Origin of the sequence: Rhodovibrio salinarum DSM 9154 (genome assembly GCF_000515255.1) — a bacterium.
Lineage (GTDB): Bacteria > Pseudomonadota > Alphaproteobacteria > Kiloniellales > Rhodovibrionaceae > Rhodovibrio > Rhodovibrio salinarum.
Genome location: NZ_KI911559.1, coordinates 34,832 through 54,779 on the forward strand (window position 1 = coordinate 34,832; position 19,948 = coordinate 54,779).

Sequence of the window (19,948 nt, forward strand, 5' to 3'; positions counted from 1 at the left end):
CCGCTCTCGTGTTCAGCCGTCGCACCCGCTCCCGCCTGACACTCCCGCTCGCGGTTCTGTGCTTCCTGGCGGTTAACGCCTTCGCGCTGCAGGCGTTGGATACCGCGCGCCTGGATCTGACGGCGGACAGTCGGCACACGCTGTCGCAGACGACCCGGCGCGTGCTGGCCGACATTCCGGAACCGATCACGCTGTCTTACTACCGCTCCGAGGCGGTGAGGACCGCGGGCCCGCCGCTTGCCGACTATGCCCGGCGGGTGTCGGCGATGCTCGACCGGTACGTGCGCCTGTCGGACGGCAAGCTGCGCCTGCAGCGCTTCACGCCGGCCCCCTATTCGCCCGAAGAAGACCGGGCCCTGGCCGACGGCCTGACCGCCCTGCAACTGGGCCGGGACGGCGAGACCGCCTACTTCGGCCTGGTCGGGCGCAACAGCACCGACGACCGCGAGACCATCCCCTTGTTCGCGCCCGAGCGCGCGGCCTTCCTGGAACACGATCTGACCCGCGCGATCCGTCGCCTGGCGCATCCGCAGGCCCCGCGCGTCGGCCTGCTGACCGGCTTGCCGATGACGGGCGATCCCGCCGCCGGTACCCCGGACTGGCGCATCCTGGAACGGCTGCGCCAGGACTACGAGGTGGTCAAAATCGATAGCGACGACACAAAGCTGCCGGAGGCGTTGAACCTCTTGATCCTGGCCCAGCCGTCCGGCCTGGACGACGAGCTGGCGACTGCGATCCGGCGCTATGCCGAGCAGGGCAGCGCCGTGCTCGCCTTCGCCGACCCGTTCGCGGAGACGCTGGCCCTCGCGAGCGCGCCCGGCACGCCCTACGGCGACGGGCTGCAGACGCTGGCGCCGCTGCTGCACGACTGGGGCGTTGCGATCGACCCTGACATGGTGGTTGGCGACCGCGCGCACGCCCGTCGGGTGCGTGCCCGGGTGGGCGGTCGAGAAACGGCCGTCGACTACCTGCCCTGGCTTCTGCTGCCGGGCGCGCGACTGTCGGCGGACGATCCGGCGACCGCGAACCTGCCCGGCCTGGCGCTGAACTCCGCCGGGCGGCTACGCGCGCTGGACGGCACCCACCTGACCCCGCTGGCGACGAGCGGCGATCAATCCGCCGACATCGCGATCGGGCGCCTCGCCACCCGCCCGAACCCGGGGCGCCTGCTGGCCGACTTCGCGCCAGACGGCGAACCACGCGTGCTGGCCGCCCGGGTCCAGCGGCCCGAGGGATCCGGCGCGCTGGTCGTGGTCGCCGACAGCGACCTGCTGGACGATGCCGTCTGGACCCGCCGACAGGAGGTGATGGGCGAGCAGCGGCGCGTCGCGGCGACCGGCAACGGCGATTTCGTGCTCAACCTGGTGGATACGCTGACCGGCGGGCAGGCGCTGCTCGGCCTGCGCGGGCGCGGCCTGAGCGACCGTCCCTTCACCGTGATCGAGCAGATCCGCCGGCAGGCGGAGGCGCAGTACCGCGCCCGCGAGCAGCAACTGGCCGAGCGGGTCGACCAGGCCCGCACACGCATCGCCGCCCTGCAGCGGCGCGAGCAGGAAACCGGCGTCGTGCTGTCCGACGACCAGCAGGCGGAGATCGAGCGCTTGCGCGCCGACATGCTGGACGCACGCGGGGAACTGCGCGATGTGCAGCACCAGCTGCGCGCGGGCGTGGCCAGAATCGAATCCCGGGTGCAGGCGCTGGTCACCTGGACCGTGCCGGCGCTGGTCGCGCTGGCCGCCCTCGCGCTCGCGCTGCTGCGCCGCTGGCGCCGCGCCCGCACGCCAGCGGCGCGCGGCTAGGGAGCAGGCCCGATGTCGCTGCGCACCCTGATCGTCCTGGCCCTGATCACGCTGCTCGCGGGCGGCGGTGCACTGACGCTGGCCGCGCTGGCGCCGCGCCCGGCGCAGGTACAGTTGGCGGGCGAACCGGTGCTGCCCGGCCTGGCAGCGCGCCTGTCCGAGGTCCATCGCGTGGCGGTGGAGGTCCGCGACAAGCCGGGCGTGGTACTGACGCGCGAGGACGACGGCTGGGCGGTCGCGAGCGCCCACGGCTACCCGGCCCGGACCGAACGGGTAAACCGCCTGCTGGTCGGGCTCGCCAATCTGGAGAAAATCGCGCCTAAAACCGCCGATCCCGGGCGTTTCCAGCGCCTGGCGGTCGGCGACCCGGCGGACGATCCCCTGGCCCGGCGGGTCACGCTGACCGGCAGGGACGGTCAGGAGATCGCGCAGTTGATCGTCGGCAAGCAGCGCCACGAACTGACCGGCCGGGCCGCCAACGGCACGTACGTGCGCGTGCCGGGCGAGGAGCGCGCCTGGCTCGCCGCCGGGCTCGCGGACCTGTCGGATGACGCCTACCCTTTCCTCGACACGGCGGTGATCGACCTGCCGGCCGGCCAGATCCGGCGGATCGAGATCGCACGCGTCGGCGGCGGCCGGCTGGTCGCGGTGCGCCCATCAGAAAACGCGCCGGCGCTGGCGATCGCCGACGTGCCGCAGGGCCGCCAGCTCGACGTCGCCGCCGTGCGCCGGCTGGGCGCGCTGCTCTCGGAGATCAAATTCGATCGCGTCGAACCGGCAAATGCCCTGACGGACGCCACCCGCGTCGCGGCGACGACGGTCTTCACGTTCGACGGTCTGCGCCTGGCGGTCCGGGTGTTCGACCGCGACGGGCGCTTCTGGCTCACCCTGTCCGCCAGCGCAGACACGCCGGCCGCCCAGGACCGCGCCAATCGCCTGAACGCGCGCGTGGACGGCTGGGCCTACATGGTCGCCGACTACATCGCCGAACGCCTGACCCGGACCCAAGCGGACGTGCTGGCGAAGTGAAGAATATACGTCACTCAAGAATATAATATATATTCTTGAATTATATGATTTCTTACCTATGCGCCAAGCTTATTAGAGGCTCCTGATATTTTGCAATCAGACAATGGACAGGATCTTCATCTTTGAAAAAAGTAGCCGAATCCACGCCTTTTTTAGCTGTCAATCCGGTTTTTTCACGAACCGTCTTGATTGCACCTTGCCCCACTTCTTTAGTCCAGGAAGGGAAACCAATCTGAGCCACTTTTACGCCAACCTTTTCTTTGGGTCCCACTATCCCAAAAACGCGACGCCTCTCCTCGATCCGAACCACATCAATCGTATTACCACTTGGATTTTGAAGGTCAAACCCAAATCGGTTTAATGTTTTTTTTAGGCGAGCGTAAGTTATTGAATAGAATCTAGTGTCAAGCTTTCTAGTGTTACCCTTAAGAAACCAGTGTATAGTTTTAATTTCAGGGTCCGGATCGTTTTCTTTGCAAAGATCTTTAAAAATTCTATATTTATTTAATTGATTATCGGCCACACATACAGCAAAATCTTCCAACTCCTTGTTTTTTGGAGTTGGAACTAGGTTTAATTTATATAAATTATAAATGAGGCTCAAGAAAGCGGTTCTTTTATTTGCATCATGAAATGGGTGGTCTTTAATAATGCCAAAAAACATCGTTGCGCATTTCTCAAGCGGATGCTGCCACTTCTCCTTCCCGCCAAATGCTACATGAGGCCGCAGAAGCGCTGAATGTAAAAGATCAATATCTCGGGGCCCAACACCAGATATCCCGCCTCCTGACATATAAAAAAATTCAGCTACGAGGAAATGAGCTTTCAATACATCATGTATACCCAATGTAAATTGAGTGTGATACAGATTATCGTCACCAATCTGGTTTGTCCAGAACTGAAACTCAGCCTGGAGATCCTCACTTATATCTAACGTCATTAAATTATTTTACCATATTCATACACCCCACAGTCGAAAGATACCTAGCCGCACAAACGTTCGCAAGCAGCAAATTAACTCATACGACACACATGTACTCTTATCAATACCCACCTCGATGACCAGCCCTCTTCACGAAATGAAAATCAAAATGAAATACGCAGCATCATGGTATTAACATTATTTAAAATAATAATATATTTATAAAATACAACCGAGTTACCTGAAAATTTTTCCGTTACCAATAGCTTTGATTTTCAATACATGAATTGACCAATAAAATCAAACAATTTCATATGGTAAACTCTGTGCGCATGTCCCGTATAAACCCGGAAAAGGTCTGAGAGGCTGCCCCCCTACCCCGCCAACGGAAAGCGCTCGACCAGGTCGAAGGCGCTGCCGCGGTCGGGCTGGGTGACCAGGGAGAGGGCGTCCAGGGTCCAGTCCATCGTGAGCAGCGGGGCCAGCTGCGGCTGCAGAGCACGGGCCAGCAGGGTGCGGGTCTGGCCATCGCACGGACCCGCCAGGGTGATGTGGAAGCGGAAGGTATCGAAGACGTAAGGGTAGCCCCACCGCTGCAGGTGCTCCGCCTGACGGGGGGTCAGGCCATCGGCCCGGCGGCGTTCCAGCTCCTGCCCCGTCAGGGGGGCGCGGTAGGCGTCGAACGCCTGCACGACATTCGCGGCGAGCTCGTCCAGCTCGGACGCCGGGCGGCTTGGCCGCAGCACGAGATAGGGGCCGAGTTCGGCCAGTTCCGGTTCTGGGATCGCAACGGAGCCGTGCTGAGCGGCGAAATCCGCGATCGCCTGCCCCAGCGATTCCGGCGCCACGCCGTCAGCCAGGTGGAAGGGCGCACGCAGCGTGGCGTGCAGGCCATAGTGCGCCGGCCCCTCGGTCGCCTCGATCAGGGTCTCGGCCTCGACGCCGATCGCCTTCGCCAACGCGGGCCGACCGGGACCAAACAGCTGCTCGCCCAGGATCGACAGCGGCCCGTCCGGCGGTGGGGTCCAGTAGATCGCGTACCGGGCCTCCGCCGGGTCGGGCGTCTGGTCCGGCGTCACCTCGGGGGCACCATCATCGGGCGCCAGATTGCCCGCGTCCGTGACGGGCGTGGGCTTGGTCGGCTCGTCGCGCGCGCTGTCGTCCATACCGGTCAATTGCGTTCGGTTGCCTCGTTCCACGGGTCGGCGCGTCCTGTACCCCAGTCACGCGCCCATCGCAAAGGCCGAATGCAAATAAGCGGCGTATCAGGCCGTCTCGGCACCGCACACACACGGCGTCCAGCGGGTCCCCCGCTTATAGCGAGAAGACCCGCAGCCATGCCATGGCCGATCGGGTTAACCGCCGTGGACGCGCTTCGCCTCGGCGCGGCGGGCGTGCAGGACCGGTTCGGTGTAGCCGCTCGGTTGTTCGCGGCCCTTGAAGATCAGATCCTTGGCCGCCTGGAACGCGACCGACGCGTCGAAGTCCTTGGACATCGGGCGATAGGCTGGATCGCCCTGGTTCTGCCGATCGACCACCTCGGCCATCCGCTTGAGCGTATCCAGAACCTGCGTCTGATCGACCACCCCATGGTACAGCCAGTTGGCGATGTGCTGGCTGGAGATCCGCAGGGTGGCGCGGTCCTCCATCAGGCCGACATCGTTGATGTCGGGCACCTTGGAGCAGCCGACGCCCTGTTCCACCCAGCGCACCACATAGCCCAGGATGCCCTGGCAGTTGTTATCCAGCTCCTGCTGGATGGCCTCGGGCTCCCAGTTGGTGTCGGCCGCCACCGGCAGGGTCAGCAGGTCGTCGAGGCTGGCACGCTCCTGCCCCTTGAGTTCATCCTGCACCGCCTTGACGTCGACCTGGTGGTAGTGGATGGCGTGCAACGTGGCCGCGGTCGGCGAGGGCACCCAGGCGGTATTGGCGCCCGCCTTGGGGTGACCGACCTTGGCCTCCAGCATGTCGGCCATGCGGTCCGGCATCGGCCACATCCCCTTGCCGATCTGGGCGACGCCCTGCAGGCCGCACTTCAGGCCAATATCGACGTTGCGGTCCTCGTAAGCCTGGATCCAGCGCGTACCCTTCATCTCGCCCTTGCGGACCATCGGGCCGGCTTCCATGTCGGTGTGGATCTCGTCGCCGGTGCGGTCCAGGAAGCCGGTGTTGATGAACACCACCCGGTCCTTGGCGGCGCGGATGCACTCCTTGAGGTTGGCGCTGGTCCGGCGCTCCTCGTCCATGATGCCCATCTTCAGGGTGTTGCGCGCCATCCCCAGCATCTCCTCGACGCGCGCGAACAGCGCGTCGGAGAAGCGGACCTCCTCGGAACCGTGCATCTTCGGCTTGACGATGTAGACGCTGCCCGCGCGCGAGTTCACCACGCTGCCGCTGCGCTTCAGATCGTGCACCGCGATCAGGCTGGTAAAGACGGCGTCCAGGAGGCCCTCCGGCGCTTCCTGACCGTCCTGGTCAAGCACCATGCCGATCGTCATCAGGTGGCCGACGTTGCGCACCAGCATCAGCGAGCGGCCCGGCAGGGTCAGCTTTTCCCCATTCGGCGTGGTGTAGTAGCGGTCGGCCTTCAGCTTGCGCTCGACCGTCGTGCCGCCCTTCTCGAAGCTCTCCTTGAGCCAGCCCTGCGTCAAACCAAGCCAGTTGCGGTAGACGCCGACCTTGTCCTCGGCATCGACGGCGGCGACCGAATCCTCGCAGTCCATGATCGTGGTGACCGCAGCCTCCATGATCACGTCGGAAACGCCGGCCGCATCGGTCTTGCCGATCGGATGGCTGGGATCGATCTCGATCTCGACGTGCAAGCCGTGGTTTTCCAGCAGCACCGTCTCCGGCTGGCTCTCGGTGCCGACGAAACCGGCCAAACGCGCCGGATCACTCAACCCGACCGGGCCCTGCGCGGTGTCCACCACCAGCGCACGGTGCTCCACCCGGTAGCCGATCGCATCCTTATGGCTGCCGCGCTCCAGCGGCGCGACCTGATCCAGCACCTCGCGCGCCTTCGCGATCACCTGCTCGCCGCGCTTGGGGTTGAAGTCACGGGTAATCTCTGCTCCGTCGGTCTCGGGGATCGCATCGGAGCCGTACAGCGCATCGTACAGGCTGCCCCAGCGCGCGTTCGCGGCATTGAGGGCGAAGCGCGCGTTCGACATCGGCACCACAAGCTGCGGACCGGCAGTGGTCGAGAACTCGGGGTCGACGTTCTGCGTGCCGACGGTAAAGTCCTCGCCTTCCGGTTCCAGGTAGCCGATCTCCTCCAGGAACGCCTTGTAGGCGGCGAGATCGTGTTCTTGGCCCCGACGCTCCTTGTGCCAGGCGTCGATCTGCTGCTGCAGCTCTTCCCGGCGCGCGAGCAGTTCCTTGTTCTTCGGCGCGAAATCGTGCACCAGCCGGTCCAGGTCTTCCCAGAAGCGCCCGGCCTCCAGGCCCGTTCCGGGCAAGGCCTCATCCTCGATAAATTTCACGAGGGATTCGGCGACCTTCAGGTTGCCCTTCTGGATCATCGCGGCGGTGCCTCCTTAAATACTATTGGGCGGACATCGTCCTTGCGCAGCCGATCAACGCGGGCAGCCGTCATGCTGCAAGACCGCGATCGAACCGGTGCGAGAATGAGCCGCAACCATAACGCTGACGACGCGTTTGTGAAGTGTTGGGCACCGCACCAAATCTTAGCCCTCGCAATCTTCCCGCCATGAAGCGAGCGAGACCCAGGTGAGTTCATGCTTGTTGTGGTGCAGATGCATCAACCGGCTGCCCGGTAGCGCGGCGAAGGCGTCCATGGCCGCGACGTCCGTTTCTCCCTGAAACTTCACGGTGCAGACGAAGTTGCGCGCGGCCCCGGCGTCCAACCAGCGCGTTATCAGGCGATAGAGCCGCTGGGGATAGCAGACGACGTCGGAACACACCCAATCGACCGGCCCGTCGACCTTGGGGTCAAGCGCAAAAGCGCTGTCCCGGCGGGATTCAACGCCCGGCATCGCCGCCACCTGCGGGGCCAGCTCGGCCTTATCCACCGCAACCACCCGCGCGCCCAAACTGGCGAGCACCCAGGTCCAGCCGCCGGGTGCGGCACCGAGGTCGAGGCAAAGATCGCCCGGCCCCGGCCGATCATCTAGCAGGCTCAGCGCCTCCCACAGCTTGAGGTAGGCGCGGTTGGGCGGCGTCTCCCGGTCCTCGACGAACCGGGCCTGGCCATGCGGAAACGGGCTGCGCGTGGTTGGCGATGCCAACATCCGATCCGCGTCCAACAACGTCCAGCCGCCAAGCGACGCTGACGGCGGACGGTCGGGGAAGGCGAGCGGCTTCATCGAGACGTGCGGCAGTTGCTGGGCGATCAGGTTGGCGCGGCGGACCTGCGCGGGCGGGGTCAGGAGCGCCCAGTTGCGCTGCAGGGCCTTGAGCGTTCGGGCCGCCTGCTTGATCGAAGGCACCGGCAGCTCGCGCGCGTCGACCCAGACGTCCTCCGCCCAGGCGGGGTCAACCGCCGGCGGGTCGGCCAGCAACAGCCGGTCGCCATGCCAGCCGCGCAGCCGCACGCCGGCACGCGCGAGCTCGCGCTCCAGCTCCGCTTCGAAGCCCACGGCGGGGATATAGCCAACCAACTGCGCCATCGCGGGCGCCTCTAGCACGCCGCCCCGCTCGCGCGCCACGGGGTTGGCGTCGGCTTTGCGCCTGCTAGACTGAGGCAACCCCGAATCTCCAAATCATAAAAGGGTGCGCGCCGGTGACCACGAGCGACGAAACAAAACCAAGCGCACTATCGATTGACGCCTGTCTCAACACACACTGTCCCTGGTCTGGAGACCCGGTCTCGCCAGATTCCCTGACTATCTATCGCGACCAGGTCGTGGGGTTCTGCAACCCTGAATGCCGAGACAAGTTCGACCGGGCGCAAACCGCGTTCAACAGGCTGATCGGCCATGACTGAGACCCCAGACGGTTCGCCGGAGGCCTCCCGTCCGCTGGATCAGCGGATCAGCGTGGTCACACTCGGGGTACGCGATTTGGCGCGGGCACGGACCTTCTACGAGGCGCTCGGCTGGCGGGTCGCGACGGAGGACGGCGCCGAGCGGATCGTTGCCTTTCAATTGCCCGGCATGGCGCTGGTCCTCTATCCGCGCGCCGAGTTGGAAGCGGACGCCGGGGTAGAAATGTCGGGAAACGGCCACCCACCGATCACATTGGCCATCAATATGGATACGCCCGAGGCTGTAGACGCGGCTTTAGCACGCGCGACGACAGCCGGCGGCGTCCTGGTCAAACCCGGGCAAAAGGTATTCTGGGGCGGCTATTCCGGCTACTTCAGCGATCCAGACGGCGTGCTTTGGGAAGTCGCGCACAATCCCTTCGCCACATTGGGTCCAGATGGTGCCTTTACCTGGCACTAGGACGAGCGTGCGGAAAACCTCGCGACGACACATCGGATCGCAGCCAACCAGCCGCGGCCCTGGCGCACCGCCCCCGCAAACTGTCCTGCTACTGGTGAGCTGTTCGTTCGCGCAGGGTATACTCGAGTTTCTGCAGGAAATGGTGCTGACGTTCGATTAGCGGACCGGACAGCGCACCGGGGCAGCGCCGCCAGCCGGGACGCGGCGGAACACCGCCATCTGGCTGGAGGTGCCCAAACGCGGGTGCGCCGGGCCGATGTCGTGCAGGCTGGCGCTGTAGCCGTGCGCGGCGGCAACGCGGCCGGCCCAGGTGCGCAACTGCACGCGCGACCATTCGAACCGGTGATCCGGATGGCGGAAGCGCCCACCGGTGCGGCCGTACAGCGGGTTGTAGTCCGCGTTCGGGGTGGTCACGACGACGAGGCCGGGCCGCAGCACGGCGAACACACCATGCTCCAGCGCCGAGAGGCGGCCGGGGTCGATGTGCTCAACCGTCTCGACCAGCGCCGCCGCGTCGAAACCGGCGAGCCGCGCGTCCGGGCGCAGCAGATCGCCCTGCACCAGCCGCAGCCGATCGCCGTCCGGCAGGCCGTAGGGGTCGAGCGCTGCCTGCGCCGCCTTCAGTTCGCCCGGATCAACGTCCAGCCCGACGACCTCGCGCGCCCAGTCCGCCTGCGCCAAGCGCAACAACAGTGGCCCCGGCCCGCAGCCGAGGTCGAGCACCCGCGCCACGCACGCGCCGCGCAGCACGGCCATCACGGCTTCCAGACGCTGGGCATTCTGCAACACGGGGGATCGGCTCCGGTGTGCAACCACCTGCTGAAGACAGCGCTGCGCGCCTATTTCAGTTCGCGCGCGAGGAAGTCCTGCAAGGCAGCCCAGGAGCGCAGATCGGCCTGCGGGTGGTAGCGTTCCTGCGACGCCCATACGGTGAAGGCGTGACGGGCGCCGCCGTAGAGCTCGACCCGGTAATCCGCACCGGCGTCGTCGAGACGCCCAGCCAGGTCGGCGACCGCGTCCAATCCGGAAACGCTGTCCTGCGTGCCGTGCAGGATCAGAAGCGGGCCCTGAACGTCCGCGTAGTCCTGCCCCTCGGGCGTGCCGAGACCGCCGTGGAAGGACACGAAGCCATCCAGCTCGGCGCCGGAGCGGGCGAGCTCCAGTACCGCGGACCCGCCGAAGCAGTAGCCGATCGCGACCACATCATCGTCGCTCGCGCCCTCCAACGCATCGATCTGGTCGAGCGCCCCCTGCAGACGCGCACGCATCGCTTCGCGATCCTGGTAGAGCGCGCCGCTCTCGCGCTTCTTGCCGTCCAGCGTGTCCGGGCGTACCCCCTGCCCGTACAGGTCGGCGGCGAAGGCGGCATAGCCCTGCTCCGCCAGCATCTGGGCGCGCCGGCGTTCATAATCGCCCAGGCCATCCCAGTCGTGGACGATCAGCACCGTGGGCTGCTCGTCGCCCAGGGCCGTATTGCGGGCGTAGTAGCCCTCGTAGGTCTCGCCGTCGACCTCGTAGGTCACGGTTTCCCCGACAATCTCCGCCGCGGCCGGCGTGGCCAACAGCGTCAGCGCCGGCACGGCGGCAATGGCGACCTTGTGCGCGAATGGCATGACGTCTTGCCTCCCTTGGATATGGGCTGAACCGGGAGCCCCCGGCGTCTCTACAAGGATGGGCGCCCCGCAGCCGTCCGGCAACGTGTCGGGGTGTCAATCGGCCGGTTCGCGCCGCACGGACCGCGTGGGCCGCCGGCTCGCCCGCCCGCTCCGGCGCGGCCGACGATCGTTCACCCAGGCAAGCAGCCGCGCATGTCCCCGGCGCCGGAGCCTGCGCATCCAGCCAACATCATCCGACAAGAGCGCGAGCCCAAGCGGCAACATCCAGATGCCCAGCACCGGCAAAAACCAGAGCAAGCCGCCGGCAACGAACGCCCCGCCCAACAACCGCCGCGCCCACGGCGAGCGTCCCTGGCGCACCCGCCGGTCGGTCTGCACGACATGCTGCAGAACCTGCACGGTCATCGCTTTCAGACGGGGAACGAGGGACATGGAAGGTCCGAGATAAGAGGTTGCTGGGACAAAGCCCATGGCACTGCGGCAGCGTGCCACGCAATGTTCACGCCTGGCACGCGCGGCGGCGCGGACCATCCGTCAGCGCGGCTACGTTCATCTTACGACCGCAAACGTGACTGGATCATGGCTTGTCCGGGCGCCGGCCAGAATTTACATCGACGAAACCGACGTTACCTCGCGATCCCGCGCCAGCACGCGCGGGGTGTTTTTTGGTCGATCCTAGACGACTGGCGTGCCACGGCCCGTCTTGAGACGACCTGCAACGATCCTTGGGAGACCCGCGATGCGCGCGTTCCTCGCCGTAACGGCCGCGTTCCTGCTGGGCGCCGCCGTCACCAGCCTGCCGATGACCCGCAGCGCGCTCAGTCAGAGCGACGGCGACGGCCCGACGCTGGAGGACCTGCAGAACGTCATGAAGCAGGTGCAAGGGACCTACGTCGAGGATGTGTCGCGGCAGGACCTGATCCGCTCGGCAATCGACGGCATGGTGTCCGACCTGGACCCGCACTCGGGCTATCTCGATCCAGAGCAGTTCCAGTCGATGCAGGTCAATACCAAGGGCGAATACGGCGGCCTCGGCTTGCGCGTCGCCGAGGAAGAGCATGGCTTTATCGAGGTGATCTCCCCGATCGAGGGGACCCCCGCGGCGGCCAGCGACATCCAAGCGGGCGATCTGATCGTGGGCGTCGACGGCACGTCGACCCGGCAGCTCGACCTGAGCGAAGCGGTCAAGATGATGCGCGGCGAGCCGGGCACGGAGATCACCCTCACCCTGCGCCGCAACGAGCAGGAGCCGTTCGACGTCACGCTGGCGCGCGAGCAGGTCACCATCGAGCCGGTACGCACGGAGGCATTCCAGCAGATCGGCTATCTGCGGATCACCCGCTTCAACGAGCATGCGGGCGAAGCTGTCTCGAAGGCGATCGACACGCTGCGCGAGGACAAAATCGACGGGCCGATGCGCGGCCTCGTGCTTGACCTGCGCAACAACCCCGGCGGTCTGCTGAAGCAGGCGATCAAGGTTTCCGACGCCTTCCTCGACGACAAGGAGGTCGTGTCCGCCCGCGGACGTGGCGGCAGCGTCTCCAAGAGCTACGCCAGCCAGGCCGGGCGGCAGGTCGGCGACATCCCGATCGTGGTACTGATCAACGCCGGCTCCGCCTCGGCCAGCGAGATCGTCGCCGGCGCGCTGCGCGACCACGACCGGGCGATCGTGATGGGCACCCGCAGCTTCGGCAAGGGCTCCATCCAGACGGTCAAGCCGCTGGAGAGCGGCGGCGCGCTGCGTCTCACCACCGCGCGCTACTACACGCCCAGCGGCGACAGCATCCAGGCCGAAGGCATCGCGCCGGACATCCAAGTCGCCCAGGCGAAGATCACCAAACAGACCCCCAGCCGGAGCCTGCGCGAGCAGGACCTGCGTGGCGCCCTGGACAACGACGAGTCGGGTGGCGGCGACCAGCAGGCCGAGTCCGGGCAGTCCGAGGACTCGGAAGACGGCGAAACCGACCGTCTGGCCAAGGACTACCAGCTCAACCGCGCCGTGACGCTGCTGCGGGGTGTGGCGTTGATGGAGCAGAAGGCGCGGTAGGCGCCCCTTCTCCCGCGAGGAGATAGAACAGGCGAGGGCGGAACGCCTTGGCTCTCCCCAAGAGTCCCGCCCTCGCCTTCGCGGAAGAGGGTATAGCTAGTTTTGCGCCCAGTTCGGGGCGCTATCGGATTGCAGGCGGCTTTCCAGCTTGGCGAGCAAGGCTTCGACCCGGCCGCCATTCTGCTCGATCACGCTGGCATACTCGCTGCGCAGCGTGATCGCCATGGAGACCCCCTCGGCCATGATGTCGACGATCTGGTAGCCCCCATCGCCGGTCGGACGAACCCGCCAGGCGAGTTTGACCGGGGCACGGTCGGGCACGTCGACACGGGTGATCACGCGCGCAATGCCCTGGGCCTGCGGGTCCGCGATCGCCCGGTCGATCGTCACCTGGTCCATCGAGAGGTGCTGGAAGGTAGGCAGGAAGCGCGTCAGCGCGACTTCGCGCAGCAGGGCCATGAAACGCTCCCGCTGGTCCTCGCTCGCCACGCGCCAATAGCGCCCCAGCACGAAACGCGCCAGTTCGCGTCCGGCGAAATTCTCCTTCAGGAGCCGGCGTCCGCGCTCGGCCCGCTGCTCGGGGCTGATGTCCTGGGCGCTCAACTGGTCGATCGCAGTGCGCGACAGCTCGGTGATATAGTTCGCCGCGCCCTCAGCCAGTGCGTCGTCGCTCTGCGCCGCATGAACGCTGCCAGAGCCGGAGAAGCCAAGCAGCAGCGCCACGAACCCGGCCGCAAAGGTGCACAGCAGATTGCGCCGGCACAGTCCCGCAACTCGGTGCACGCCATCCTGAATCGTCATGGGATCGGGTATCCTGTGTGATTGGGTGGCAAGTCGCGCACGACTTAGGCGTATGCCTGTAATTGGGTCAAACGGGCGGCGACGGCCAGACCGCACACGGTCACGCGTAATCGCCAGCCTTTGTCACGGCCTCGACGCTGCCTCGAGGCCAGTTTAGACTCCCAAAGACCTACCAAATACCGCCCGCCGCGCAGCGGTCTTTAAACTTATCCGGCAACCTCAACACATGGACATCAGAGGTCGAACGTGAGCGTCACCGAGCACAGCAAATCTGAACTGGAACAAGAACTCGCGGAAGCGATGGTGCGGGTGCTCGAGCTTGAGGTATCGACCGATGAAATCGATCCCGACGCCGCCCTGTTCGGCGAAGGGCTGGGCCTGGATTCCATCGACGCGCTGGAGTTGTCGTTGGAGATCACCCGGCGCTACGGCGTTGAGATCAGGGGAGAGGACGACCGCAACGATCGGATCTTCGCGTCCCTGCGCGCGCTGGCGAGCCACGTGCAGGAAAACCGCACGAAATGACCTCGGAATCGACATGACCGCAACCGGCGCGGCGCGGCCCGACGCGCCCGAACGCGCCAGCACCCGCACGCTGCTCGCCCGCGCGCTGCTCGCCCTGAGCGCGTTGGTCGGCGTTCACTTGGCCGTACTCGCCGACCGCAGCGCGCTCGCCTTGGCGTGCCTGATCTGGGGGGTGGCTGCTGCGCTGCTGCTGAACGCGCTCAGCGCGCACGGTCGCAAGCGCGCGCTACTCGGCGGCTTGGCCGTTCTTGTGGCTGTGCTCGGCGCGCTGCAGGCCAGCGCACCGGCGTTCGATCCACGCCTTGCGCTGGTGTTGCCGCCCACGCTCGGCAATCTCACGGTCAGTGGCGTGTTCGCCTACACCCTGCTGCCCGGGCACGAGCCGGCGATCCTGCGGGTCGCACGCGTTTCCCGCGGGCAGGTGCCGGCGGACCTCGCCGCCTATGCCGTCAAGGTCACCCGCGTCTGGGCCATCCTGCCCGCCGCGATCATGCTGGCGGCGCTGAGCGCCTTGGCCCTGGGTGGGCTCGACGCCTGGTCCTGGATCGCCAACGTCGCCAATCCGGTGCTGTTGGTTGCGACCTTTCTGGGCGAACATGCCGTACGCGGCTGGAAGATGCCGCAGTACGGCCGTCCCTCGGTGTTCTGGACCCTGTCGGTGATGCTGGACAAGCGTGCGTGGCCGCTGCCACAACGCGGCCATGCATAACGAAAGTGCCCAACCCGCCGATGATGCCCCGGCCTGGCCGGTCTTCACACCCTACGACCCGGCACGTCCGGCATTTCATACCGATCAAGGTCCGGTCACGCAGGGCACTGTTCTGGCACGTGCGCAGGCGCTCGCGCGGCGGCTGAGCGCGGACCTGCCCCCCGAAGCGCAGGTCGCCAACTACTGTGAATCCCGGATCGCCTTCACGGTCGCATTGATCGGCGGCTGGCTGGCCGGCCGGTCCGTCGTGTTGCCACCGGACCGGACCGAGCGCAATCTGCAGCTTCTGCGCGAACGCCTCGACCCACTGGTTGTGCTCGCGGAACAGGGGTGCACGCTGACCCTGCCGACCCCCATTCATGTCGACACGATCGCCCCAGACGGCCCGCCACCGGCCGAACCGCCAAGCCTGCCGGGCGACCTTCTGGCCGCGCGCGTGTTCACCTCCGGCTCCACCGGCACGCCGCAGATGAACGACAAGACCTGGGCGATGCTGGCGGCGGCGGGCAAGACCATCCCGGCGATGCTGACGCTCGACCGGCTGGAGACGGCCCACGTGGTCGCCACCGTGCCCAGCCAGCATATGTACGGCTTCGAGACGACCGCCCTGATGCCCCTGCAAGGCGGCGCGGCCGCCTATGCCGACCGGCCGATCTACACCGCCGACGTCGCCCACGCGCTGCATTCGGTGCCGGCCCCGCGTGTGCTGGTCACGACGCCGACCCATCTGCGCGCCTTGATCGAGAGCGACACCGTCCTCCCCGCAATCGACCACGTGATCTCCGCCACCGCGCCCCTGGGGTCCGAACTGGCCCAGGCCGCCGAGCACCGGCTGTCGGCACCGGTGCGGGAGATCTATGGCTTCACCGAGGCCGGCTCGGTCGCCGGGCGGCGCACGCTGGACGGCGACGTCTGGCAGATGCGCAGCGACTACATCGCCCGGACCGTCCAGGGACCGGAAGGGCCCCAGGCGCTGGTGCACTGCCCGACACTCGGCCAGGACGTCGCCTTCCCGGACGTCGTCGAGGTCATGGACGGCAACCGCATCCGCCTCAAGGGACGAGCGCAGGATCTGGTCAACGTCGCCGGCAAGCGGGCCTCGCTCAGCGGACTGGCGGCGCAGTTGATGGAGATCGACGGCGTGCGCGACGCCGCCTTCGTGCAACCTGACGCCGACACCGGCGCCGGACAGATCGGCCGGCTGATCGCGTTCGCCGTTGCACCTGATTGGGACCGAGAGGCGCTGCGCACGGCGCTGAAACAGCGCCTGGACCCCGCGTTTGTGCCGCGCCGGCTGATCCTGCTCGACCACCTGCCACGCAACGCCACCGGCAAGCTGTTGCGTCAGGATCTGGAGGCCTTGCTGGACACCCACCTCGGCCGGCGCTCATGAGCGAGCCAGCGCTCACGACCCAACTGCGCGTCGACCCGGACGATCCCTGCCTGACCGGACATTTCCCCGACCGTCCGGTGGTCCCGGCCGCCGCCATCCTGGACCGTCTGGCCGCCTGGCTGGAAACCGCCACGGCGGTGGAAGTCACCGGTGTCGACCGCGCCCGGATCAAGCTGGCGCTGCTGCCCCAGGTCACCTGGCAGGTGCACGCGGGACCGCATGATCAGGGCCGGATCAAGGTCACCTGCACACAAGACGACCGCACCGCGCTCAACGCGACCTTTACTGTCGCCGCACGCGACCAACGCTAAAATCCGCCATGCGCCGCAGTCCGGCCGAGAACACCGACATCCAGCAGCAGTGGCGCCATCTGCCCGAACGCGGCACGCCGGGCATTACACGTTTCTATCTGCACCTGTGCCTGACACTCGGCCGCACGGCCGCGCGGCCGATCCTCTACGCCATCGCGCTCTATTTCCAGCTGTCCACGCCGGTCGCCCGGCGGGCCTCCCGGCGCTATCTGGCGCGCGTCCTTAACCGGCGCGCGACGACGCTGGACACCTTCCGTCACATCCTGACCTTCGCCACCACGATCATGGACCGGGTGTTCTTCCTCTCCGGTCGCGATCGGGCGCTCAAGGTCTCGCTCCACGGCGCCGAACACTTCGACGCCCTGCGCGCGCAGGGACGCGGGTTCTTCCTGATGAGCGCGCACCTCGGCAGTTTCGAGACGATGCGCGCATTGGGGCGCGCGCACGGTGACCTGCCGATCAAGATTCTCATGTACGTCGATAACGCCACGCGGCTGAACCAGGTGCTGGCCGAACTGAACCCGGAGGTGATGGCGAACGTGATCCCGCTCGGCCGCCCGGATGCCATGCTGGAGGTCCGCGACTGGATTCAACAAGGCGGCATCGTTGGCATCCTGGCCGACCGCAGCACGGCCAACGAAAAGCTGACCAACGTCGACTTTCTGGGAGCCCCCGCACCCTTCCCGCTTGGCCCCTGGCTGCTCGCCGCGACGCTGGAAGCGCCAGCGTTGACGAGCTTTGCGCTCTACCGCGGCAACGGACACTACGAGGTCCACTTCGAGCCGTTCGCCGATCCCGTCACCGCCCCGCGCGGCGCGCGACGCGAGGCTGCCACGGCGTATGCCCGTGCCTACGCCGACCGGCTGGCCACCTATTGCCAGGCCGCCCCCTACAACTGGTTCAACTTCTACGACTTCTGGGGCGACGAGCGCCGCAACGCCGCCACGCCCGACAGCCAAGAGGGCTAGCCCGGTGCGTGCACGCCTGACCGCCTTGCTCCGACCACTGCTCGTGCTGGCCTTGCTGGGCGCCCTGGGGGCTGGGCTGCTGAGCCAGGTGCCGATCCGCGCGGACCTCTCGATCCTGCTGCCAGAACGTCAATCGGAGGACCTGGCCCTGTTGCAGCGTGCGTTGCAGGAAGGGCCGGCCAACCGCACGGTGATGATCGCGCTTCGACCCGTCGATCCGCCGGCCGACGCCAAGGCCCGCACGGATCAGCTGGCCGAACTCAGCCGCACCATGAAGCGCGCGCTTCAGGACAGCGGCCTGTTCGCGCGCGTCGCCAACGGCAGCCTGTCGCTGGACGACGCCGCACTGCAGCCCTTCCTGGAACACCGCTACCGCCTGAACCCGGCGCTGGCGGCCGACGCGTTCTCGCCCTCCAGCCTTAACCAGGCATTCGACCGGCTGCTGGTCGAGCTGCGCGGTCTGGGATCGCCCTTGATCGAGCGGATCATGCCGCGCGACCCGACACTGCGCATCTTCGAGGTGGCCCAGCTGTGGCGCGGCGACGCCGGCCCGCGCAAGGCAAACGGCGTTTGGGTCGGGCGCGATGGCACGCGCGCGGTGCTGCTGGCGCGCAGCAAGCGCGCGGCGTTCGACGCGGGCGGACAGGGCGAGGTCCTGGACGCGATCGACGCCGCCGTTCGCACGGTCGAACAGACGCACGGCGCGATAACGGCCGTACGCTCCGGGCCGTCGGTGATAGCAGTGGAAAGCCGCAACACAGCCGAATCGGAATCCCGTCGCCTGCTGATCTGGTCGCTCCCCATCGTGGCGTTGATCCTGCTAATCGCCTTTCGCCGGCCAAGCGTGCTGGTCGCCAGCGCGGTGCCGATTGCTGCCGGCTTCGTCGCCGGCGCGGGTGCCGTGGCAGCCGTCTTTGGGGAAATTTTGGCGCCCACGCTGGGGTTCGGGGCGATCCTGATCGGGGTAGGCGTGGACTATCCCCTGCATCTGTTCGCTCACCGCCGGCCCGAGGAGCCCCCAACGCACACCGCCCGGCGGATCTGGCCGGCGCTGGCGCTGGGCGCGGCCACCACGGCAATCGGTTTCCTGCCGCTGGTGCTGTCCAGCTTCCCCGGCGTGGCACAGCTGGGCGTGTTCACCCTGGCCGGCCTGCTGGTCGCCGCCGGGGGCGCCCGCTGGATATTGCCCTGGCTGATGCAGCCGGTGCATCTGCCCCCGGCGGAAGCGGTGTGGGACCGGCTGGCACCGCTGCACGCCGCCCTCGGCCGGCTGCGCCTGCCAACCCTGTTGCTGACGGCCGTGGCGGCCGGCTGGCTGGCGTTGCTGCCGGGATCGCAGGTCTGGCAGCAGGATCTGCGCGGTCTGAGCCCGATCTCGGAAACCCGCAAACAGGTCGACCAATCCCTGCGCGCCGACCTGGCGGCGACGAACCCGCGCTACCTGCTGGCCATCGACGCGCCGGATATGGAGACGCTGCTGCAGCGTCAGGAAGCCCTGCAGCCGACCCTGGACAAGCTGATCGCGGACGGGGCGGTGGCGCAGGTCGATCTGCTGGCCCGCTACCTGCCAAGCGCGGCCCGCCAGCGCGCCCGTCTGGCGTCCCTGCCCGACGCCGCAACGCTGCGCCAGCGGCTGGACCGCGCGCTCGCCGACCAGCCATTTTCGCCCGGGACATTCGCCCCTTTCGTCACCGACGTTGCGGCGGCCAAGGCAGCCGGCCCGCTGACGCCTTCGGAGATCGCGGCACCGCTACTGCGCAGCCGCCTCGACACGCTGGCGGTGGAAACCACGCACGGCCAGGTCCGGGGCTTCGGCTTCTTCGAGGGGCTACGCGACGAAGCGCGGCTGCGCCATGCTTTGGCACACGTCGACGTGCCCGGCGTACGCCTGCTCGACCTCAAGGCGGAGACGGAAGCCCTGATGCAGGGGTATCGGGATGAAACGCTGCGCTGGATCGCGGTGGGCGCCTTGCTTGGCCTCGGCGCCCTTGCGATCGGCCTGCGCGGGGCGCGCGCGGTCGGACAGGTCGGCGCGTCGGTGCTGGTCTCGGTCACGCTCTCGGCTGCGCTGCTGGTCGCGCTCGGCACGCCGTTGACGCTGTTCCATCTACTCGGCCTCATGGTGGTCGCAGGGCTGGGGCTGGACTACGCGATTTTTCTGCGCCAAGCCGTCCGCGATGGCGCCAACAGCCCCGAGGCCGGGCGGGATGGCCGGCGCAGTGTGGCGATCTGTGCGCTCACCAGCCTCTCGGTCTTCGCCATTCTGTCGACCGCCGAGATCCCGATGCTGGGGCAATTGGGCGTCACCGTGGCCCTGGGGGCCGGCGTGTCGCTTTTGAGCGCGCTGGTGTTCACAGGCGCCCTGCGGACCCATGTTACAGTGTCCTAGTGACAGAGTCGGCCTTTGACCATCATCCACGGAC

Annotated in this window: 18 protein-coding genes; 10 read left to right on the plus strand and 8 right to left on the minus strand. The window is 66.9% G+C overall.

The window, feature by feature from the left end; all coding sequences use genetic code 11:
- Positions 1-8: 8 nt before the first annotated feature.
- Both RHOSA_RS0100170 and RHOSA_RS0100175 read left to right on the plus strand, forming a co-directional pair.
- On the plus strand, positions 9-1,799 hold the full coding sequence (locus RHOSA_RS0100170; RefSeq protein WP_027287091.1) for a GldG family protein: 1,791 nt from the start codon (positions 9-11) through the stop codon (positions 1,797-1,799).
- 12 nt (positions 1,800-1,811) lie between these two features.
- A complete protein-coding gene (locus RHOSA_RS0100175) occupies positions 1,812-2,828 on the plus strand; it encodes a DUF4340 domain-containing protein (RefSeq protein WP_027287092.1) in 1,017 nt (338 codons plus the stop codon).
- A gap of 52 nt (positions 2,829-2,880) precedes the next feature.
- Here the strand turns inward: RHOSA_RS0100175 and RHOSA_RS24540 are convergent, their stop codons facing one another.
- The 4 genes from RHOSA_RS24540 to RHOSA_RS25655 form a co-directional block, all read right to left on the minus strand.
- Positions 2,881-3,768 carry a type II toxin-antitoxin system death-on-curing family toxin gene (locus RHOSA_RS24540; protein WP_081728329.1) on the minus strand — a complete coding sequence of 296 codons (888 nt, stop codon included), beginning with the start codon at positions 3,766-3,768 and terminating at the stop codon, positions 2,881-2,883.
- A gap of 356 nt (positions 3,769-4,124) precedes the next feature.
- The gene (locus tag RHOSA_RS19420; protein ID WP_156092437.1) at positions 4,125-4,949 is read right to left on the minus strand and encodes a DUF1045 domain-containing protein; all 825 of its coding nucleotides are present in this window, start codon (positions 4,947-4,949) and stop codon (positions 4,125-4,127) included.
- A 156-nt stretch (positions 4,950-5,105) separates the two neighbouring features.
- Positions 5,106-7,271 (minus strand): malate synthase G, encoded by a 2,166-nt coding sequence (locus RHOSA_RS0100190; RefSeq protein WP_027287093.1) that lies wholly within the window; start codon positions 7,269-7,271, stop codon positions 5,106-5,108.
- Positions 7,272-7,436: 165 nt separating this feature from the next.
- On the minus strand, positions 7,437-8,456 hold the full coding sequence (locus tag RHOSA_RS25655) for an SAM-dependent methyltransferase (protein ID WP_242468903.1): 1,020 nt from the start codon (positions 8,454-8,456) through the stop codon (positions 7,437-7,439).
- A 231-nt stretch (positions 8,457-8,687) separates the two neighbouring features.
- On the opposite strand from RHOSA_RS25655, the gene RHOSA_RS0100200 reads away from it, so the two are divergent.
- The gene (locus tag RHOSA_RS0100200; protein ID WP_215904967.1) at positions 8,688-9,155 is read left to right on the plus strand and encodes a VOC family protein; all 468 of its coding nucleotides are present in this window, start codon (positions 8,688-8,690) and stop codon (positions 9,153-9,155) included.
- Between the two features lie 156 nt (positions 9,156-9,311).
- On the opposite strand, the gene RHOSA_RS0100205 is transcribed toward RHOSA_RS0100200, so the two are convergent.
- From RHOSA_RS0100205 to RHOSA_RS19430, 3 genes are all read right to left on the minus strand, one after another.
- Positions 9,312-9,944, minus strand: coding sequence for a methyltransferase domain-containing protein (locus RHOSA_RS0100205; protein ID WP_027287096.1), 633 nt, complete (start codon positions 9,942-9,944; stop codon positions 9,312-9,314).
- A gap of 50 nt (positions 9,945-9,994) precedes the next feature.
- A complete protein-coding gene (locus tag RHOSA_RS19425) occupies positions 9,995-10,768 on the minus strand; it encodes a dienelactone hydrolase family protein (protein WP_037255393.1) in 774 nt (257 codons plus the stop codon).
- 96 nt (positions 10,769-10,864) lie between these two features.
- A complete protein-coding gene (locus tag RHOSA_RS19430) occupies positions 10,865-11,203 on the minus strand; it encodes a hypothetical protein (protein ID WP_156092439.1) in 339 nt (112 codons plus the stop codon).
- A gap of 307 nt (positions 11,204-11,510) precedes the next feature.
- Here RHOSA_RS19430 and RHOSA_RS0100220 point away from each other — a divergent pair, with 307 nt between their 5' ends.
- Entirely contained in the window at positions 11,511-12,818 is a 1,308-nt protein-coding gene (locus RHOSA_RS0100220; RefSeq protein ID WP_027287097.1) for a S41 family peptidase, read from the plus strand.
- A 96-nt stretch (positions 12,819-12,914) separates the two neighbouring features.
- Here the strand turns inward: RHOSA_RS0100220 and RHOSA_RS0100225 are convergent, their stop codons facing one another.
- Complete coding sequence (locus RHOSA_RS0100225) at positions 12,915-13,619, minus strand: MlaC/ttg2D family ABC transporter substrate-binding protein (protein ID WP_027287098.1); 705 nt, start codon at positions 13,617-13,619, stop codon at positions 12,915-12,917.
- Between the two features lie 246 nt (positions 13,620-13,865).
- Between RHOSA_RS0100225 and RHOSA_RS0100230 the strand changes: the two genes are divergently transcribed.
- From RHOSA_RS0100230 to RHOSA_RS0100255, 6 genes are read left to right on the plus strand one after another with little or no spacing between them, the layout of a single operon-like run.
- Entirely contained in the window at positions 13,866-14,144 is a 279-nt protein-coding gene (locus RHOSA_RS0100230) for a phosphopantetheine-binding protein (protein ID WP_027287099.1), read from the plus strand.
- 13 nt (positions 14,145-14,157) lie between these two features.
- Entirely contained in the window at positions 14,158-14,853 is a 696-nt protein-coding gene (locus RHOSA_RS0100235) for a COG4648 family protein (protein ID WP_027287100.1), read from the plus strand.
- A complete protein-coding gene (locus RHOSA_RS19435) occupies positions 14,846-16,246 on the plus strand; it encodes an AMP-binding protein (RefSeq protein WP_051431646.1) in 1,401 nt (466 codons plus the stop codon). Before RHOSA_RS0100235 ends, RHOSA_RS19435 begins: the two co-directional genes overlap by 8 nt.
- Complete coding sequence (locus tag RHOSA_RS19440) at positions 16,243-16,557, plus strand: ApeI family dehydratase (RefSeq protein WP_037255396.1); 315 nt, start codon at positions 16,243-16,245, stop codon at positions 16,555-16,557. Before RHOSA_RS19435 ends, RHOSA_RS19440 begins: the two co-directional genes overlap by 4 nt.
- 8 nt (positions 16,558-16,565) lie before the next feature.
- Entirely contained in the window at positions 16,566-17,525 is a 960-nt protein-coding gene (locus RHOSA_RS0100250) for a lysophospholipid acyltransferase family protein (protein WP_051431647.1), read from the plus strand.
- A 4-nt stretch (positions 17,526-17,529) separates the two neighbouring features.
- On the plus strand, positions 17,530-19,914 hold the full coding sequence (locus RHOSA_RS0100255; protein ID WP_027287102.1) for an MMPL family transporter: 2,385 nt from the start codon (positions 17,530-17,532) through the stop codon (positions 19,912-19,914).
- The last annotated feature ends 34 nt before the right edge of the window (positions 19,915-19,948 follow it).

Coding starts and splice junctions, on each gene's coding strand:
- RHOSA_RS0100175 (WP_027287092.1), top strand. CDS start 1,812: ATGTCGCTGCGCACCCTGATCGTCCTGGCCCTGATCACGCTGCTCGCG.
- RHOSA_RS24540 (WP_081728329.1), bottom strand. CDS start 3,768: ATGACGTTAGATATAAGTGAGGATCTCCAGGCTGAGTTTCAGTTCTGG.
- RHOSA_RS0100190 (WP_027287093.1), bottom strand. CDS start 7,271: ATGATCCAGAAGGGCAACCTGAAGGTCGCCGAATCCCTCGTGAAATTT.
- RHOSA_RS0100200 (WP_215904967.1), top strand. CDS start 8,688: ATGACTGAGACCCCAGACGGTTCGCCGGAGGCCTCCCGTCCGCTGGAT.
- RHOSA_RS19425 (WP_037255393.1), bottom strand. CDS start 10,768: ATGCCATTCGCGCACAAGGTCGCCATTGCCGCCGTGCCGGCGCTGACG.
- RHOSA_RS19430 (WP_156092439.1), bottom strand. CDS start 11,203: ATGTCCCTCGTTCCCCGTCTGAAAGCGATGACCGTGCAGGTTCTGCAG.
- RHOSA_RS0100220 (WP_027287097.1), top strand. CDS start 11,511: ATGCGCGCGTTCCTCGCCGTAACGGCCGCGTTCCTGCTGGGCGCCGCC.
- RHOSA_RS0100225 (WP_027287098.1), bottom strand. CDS start 13,619: ATGACGATTCAGGATGGCGTGCACCGAGTTGCGGGACTGTGCCGGCGC.
- RHOSA_RS0100235 (WP_027287100.1), top strand. CDS start 14,158: ATGACCGCAACCGGCGCGGCGCGGCCCGACGCGCCCGAACGCGCCAGC.
- RHOSA_RS19435 (WP_051431646.1), top strand. CDS start 14,846: ATGCATAACGAAAGTGCCCAACCCGCCGATGATGCCCCGGCCTGGCCG.
- RHOSA_RS19440 (WP_037255396.1), top strand. CDS start 16,243: ATGAGCGAGCCAGCGCTCACGACCCAACTGCGCGTCGACCCGGACGAT.
- RHOSA_RS0100250 (WP_051431647.1), top strand. CDS start 16,566: ATGCGCCGCAGTCCGGCCGAGAACACCGACATCCAGCAGCAGTGGCGC.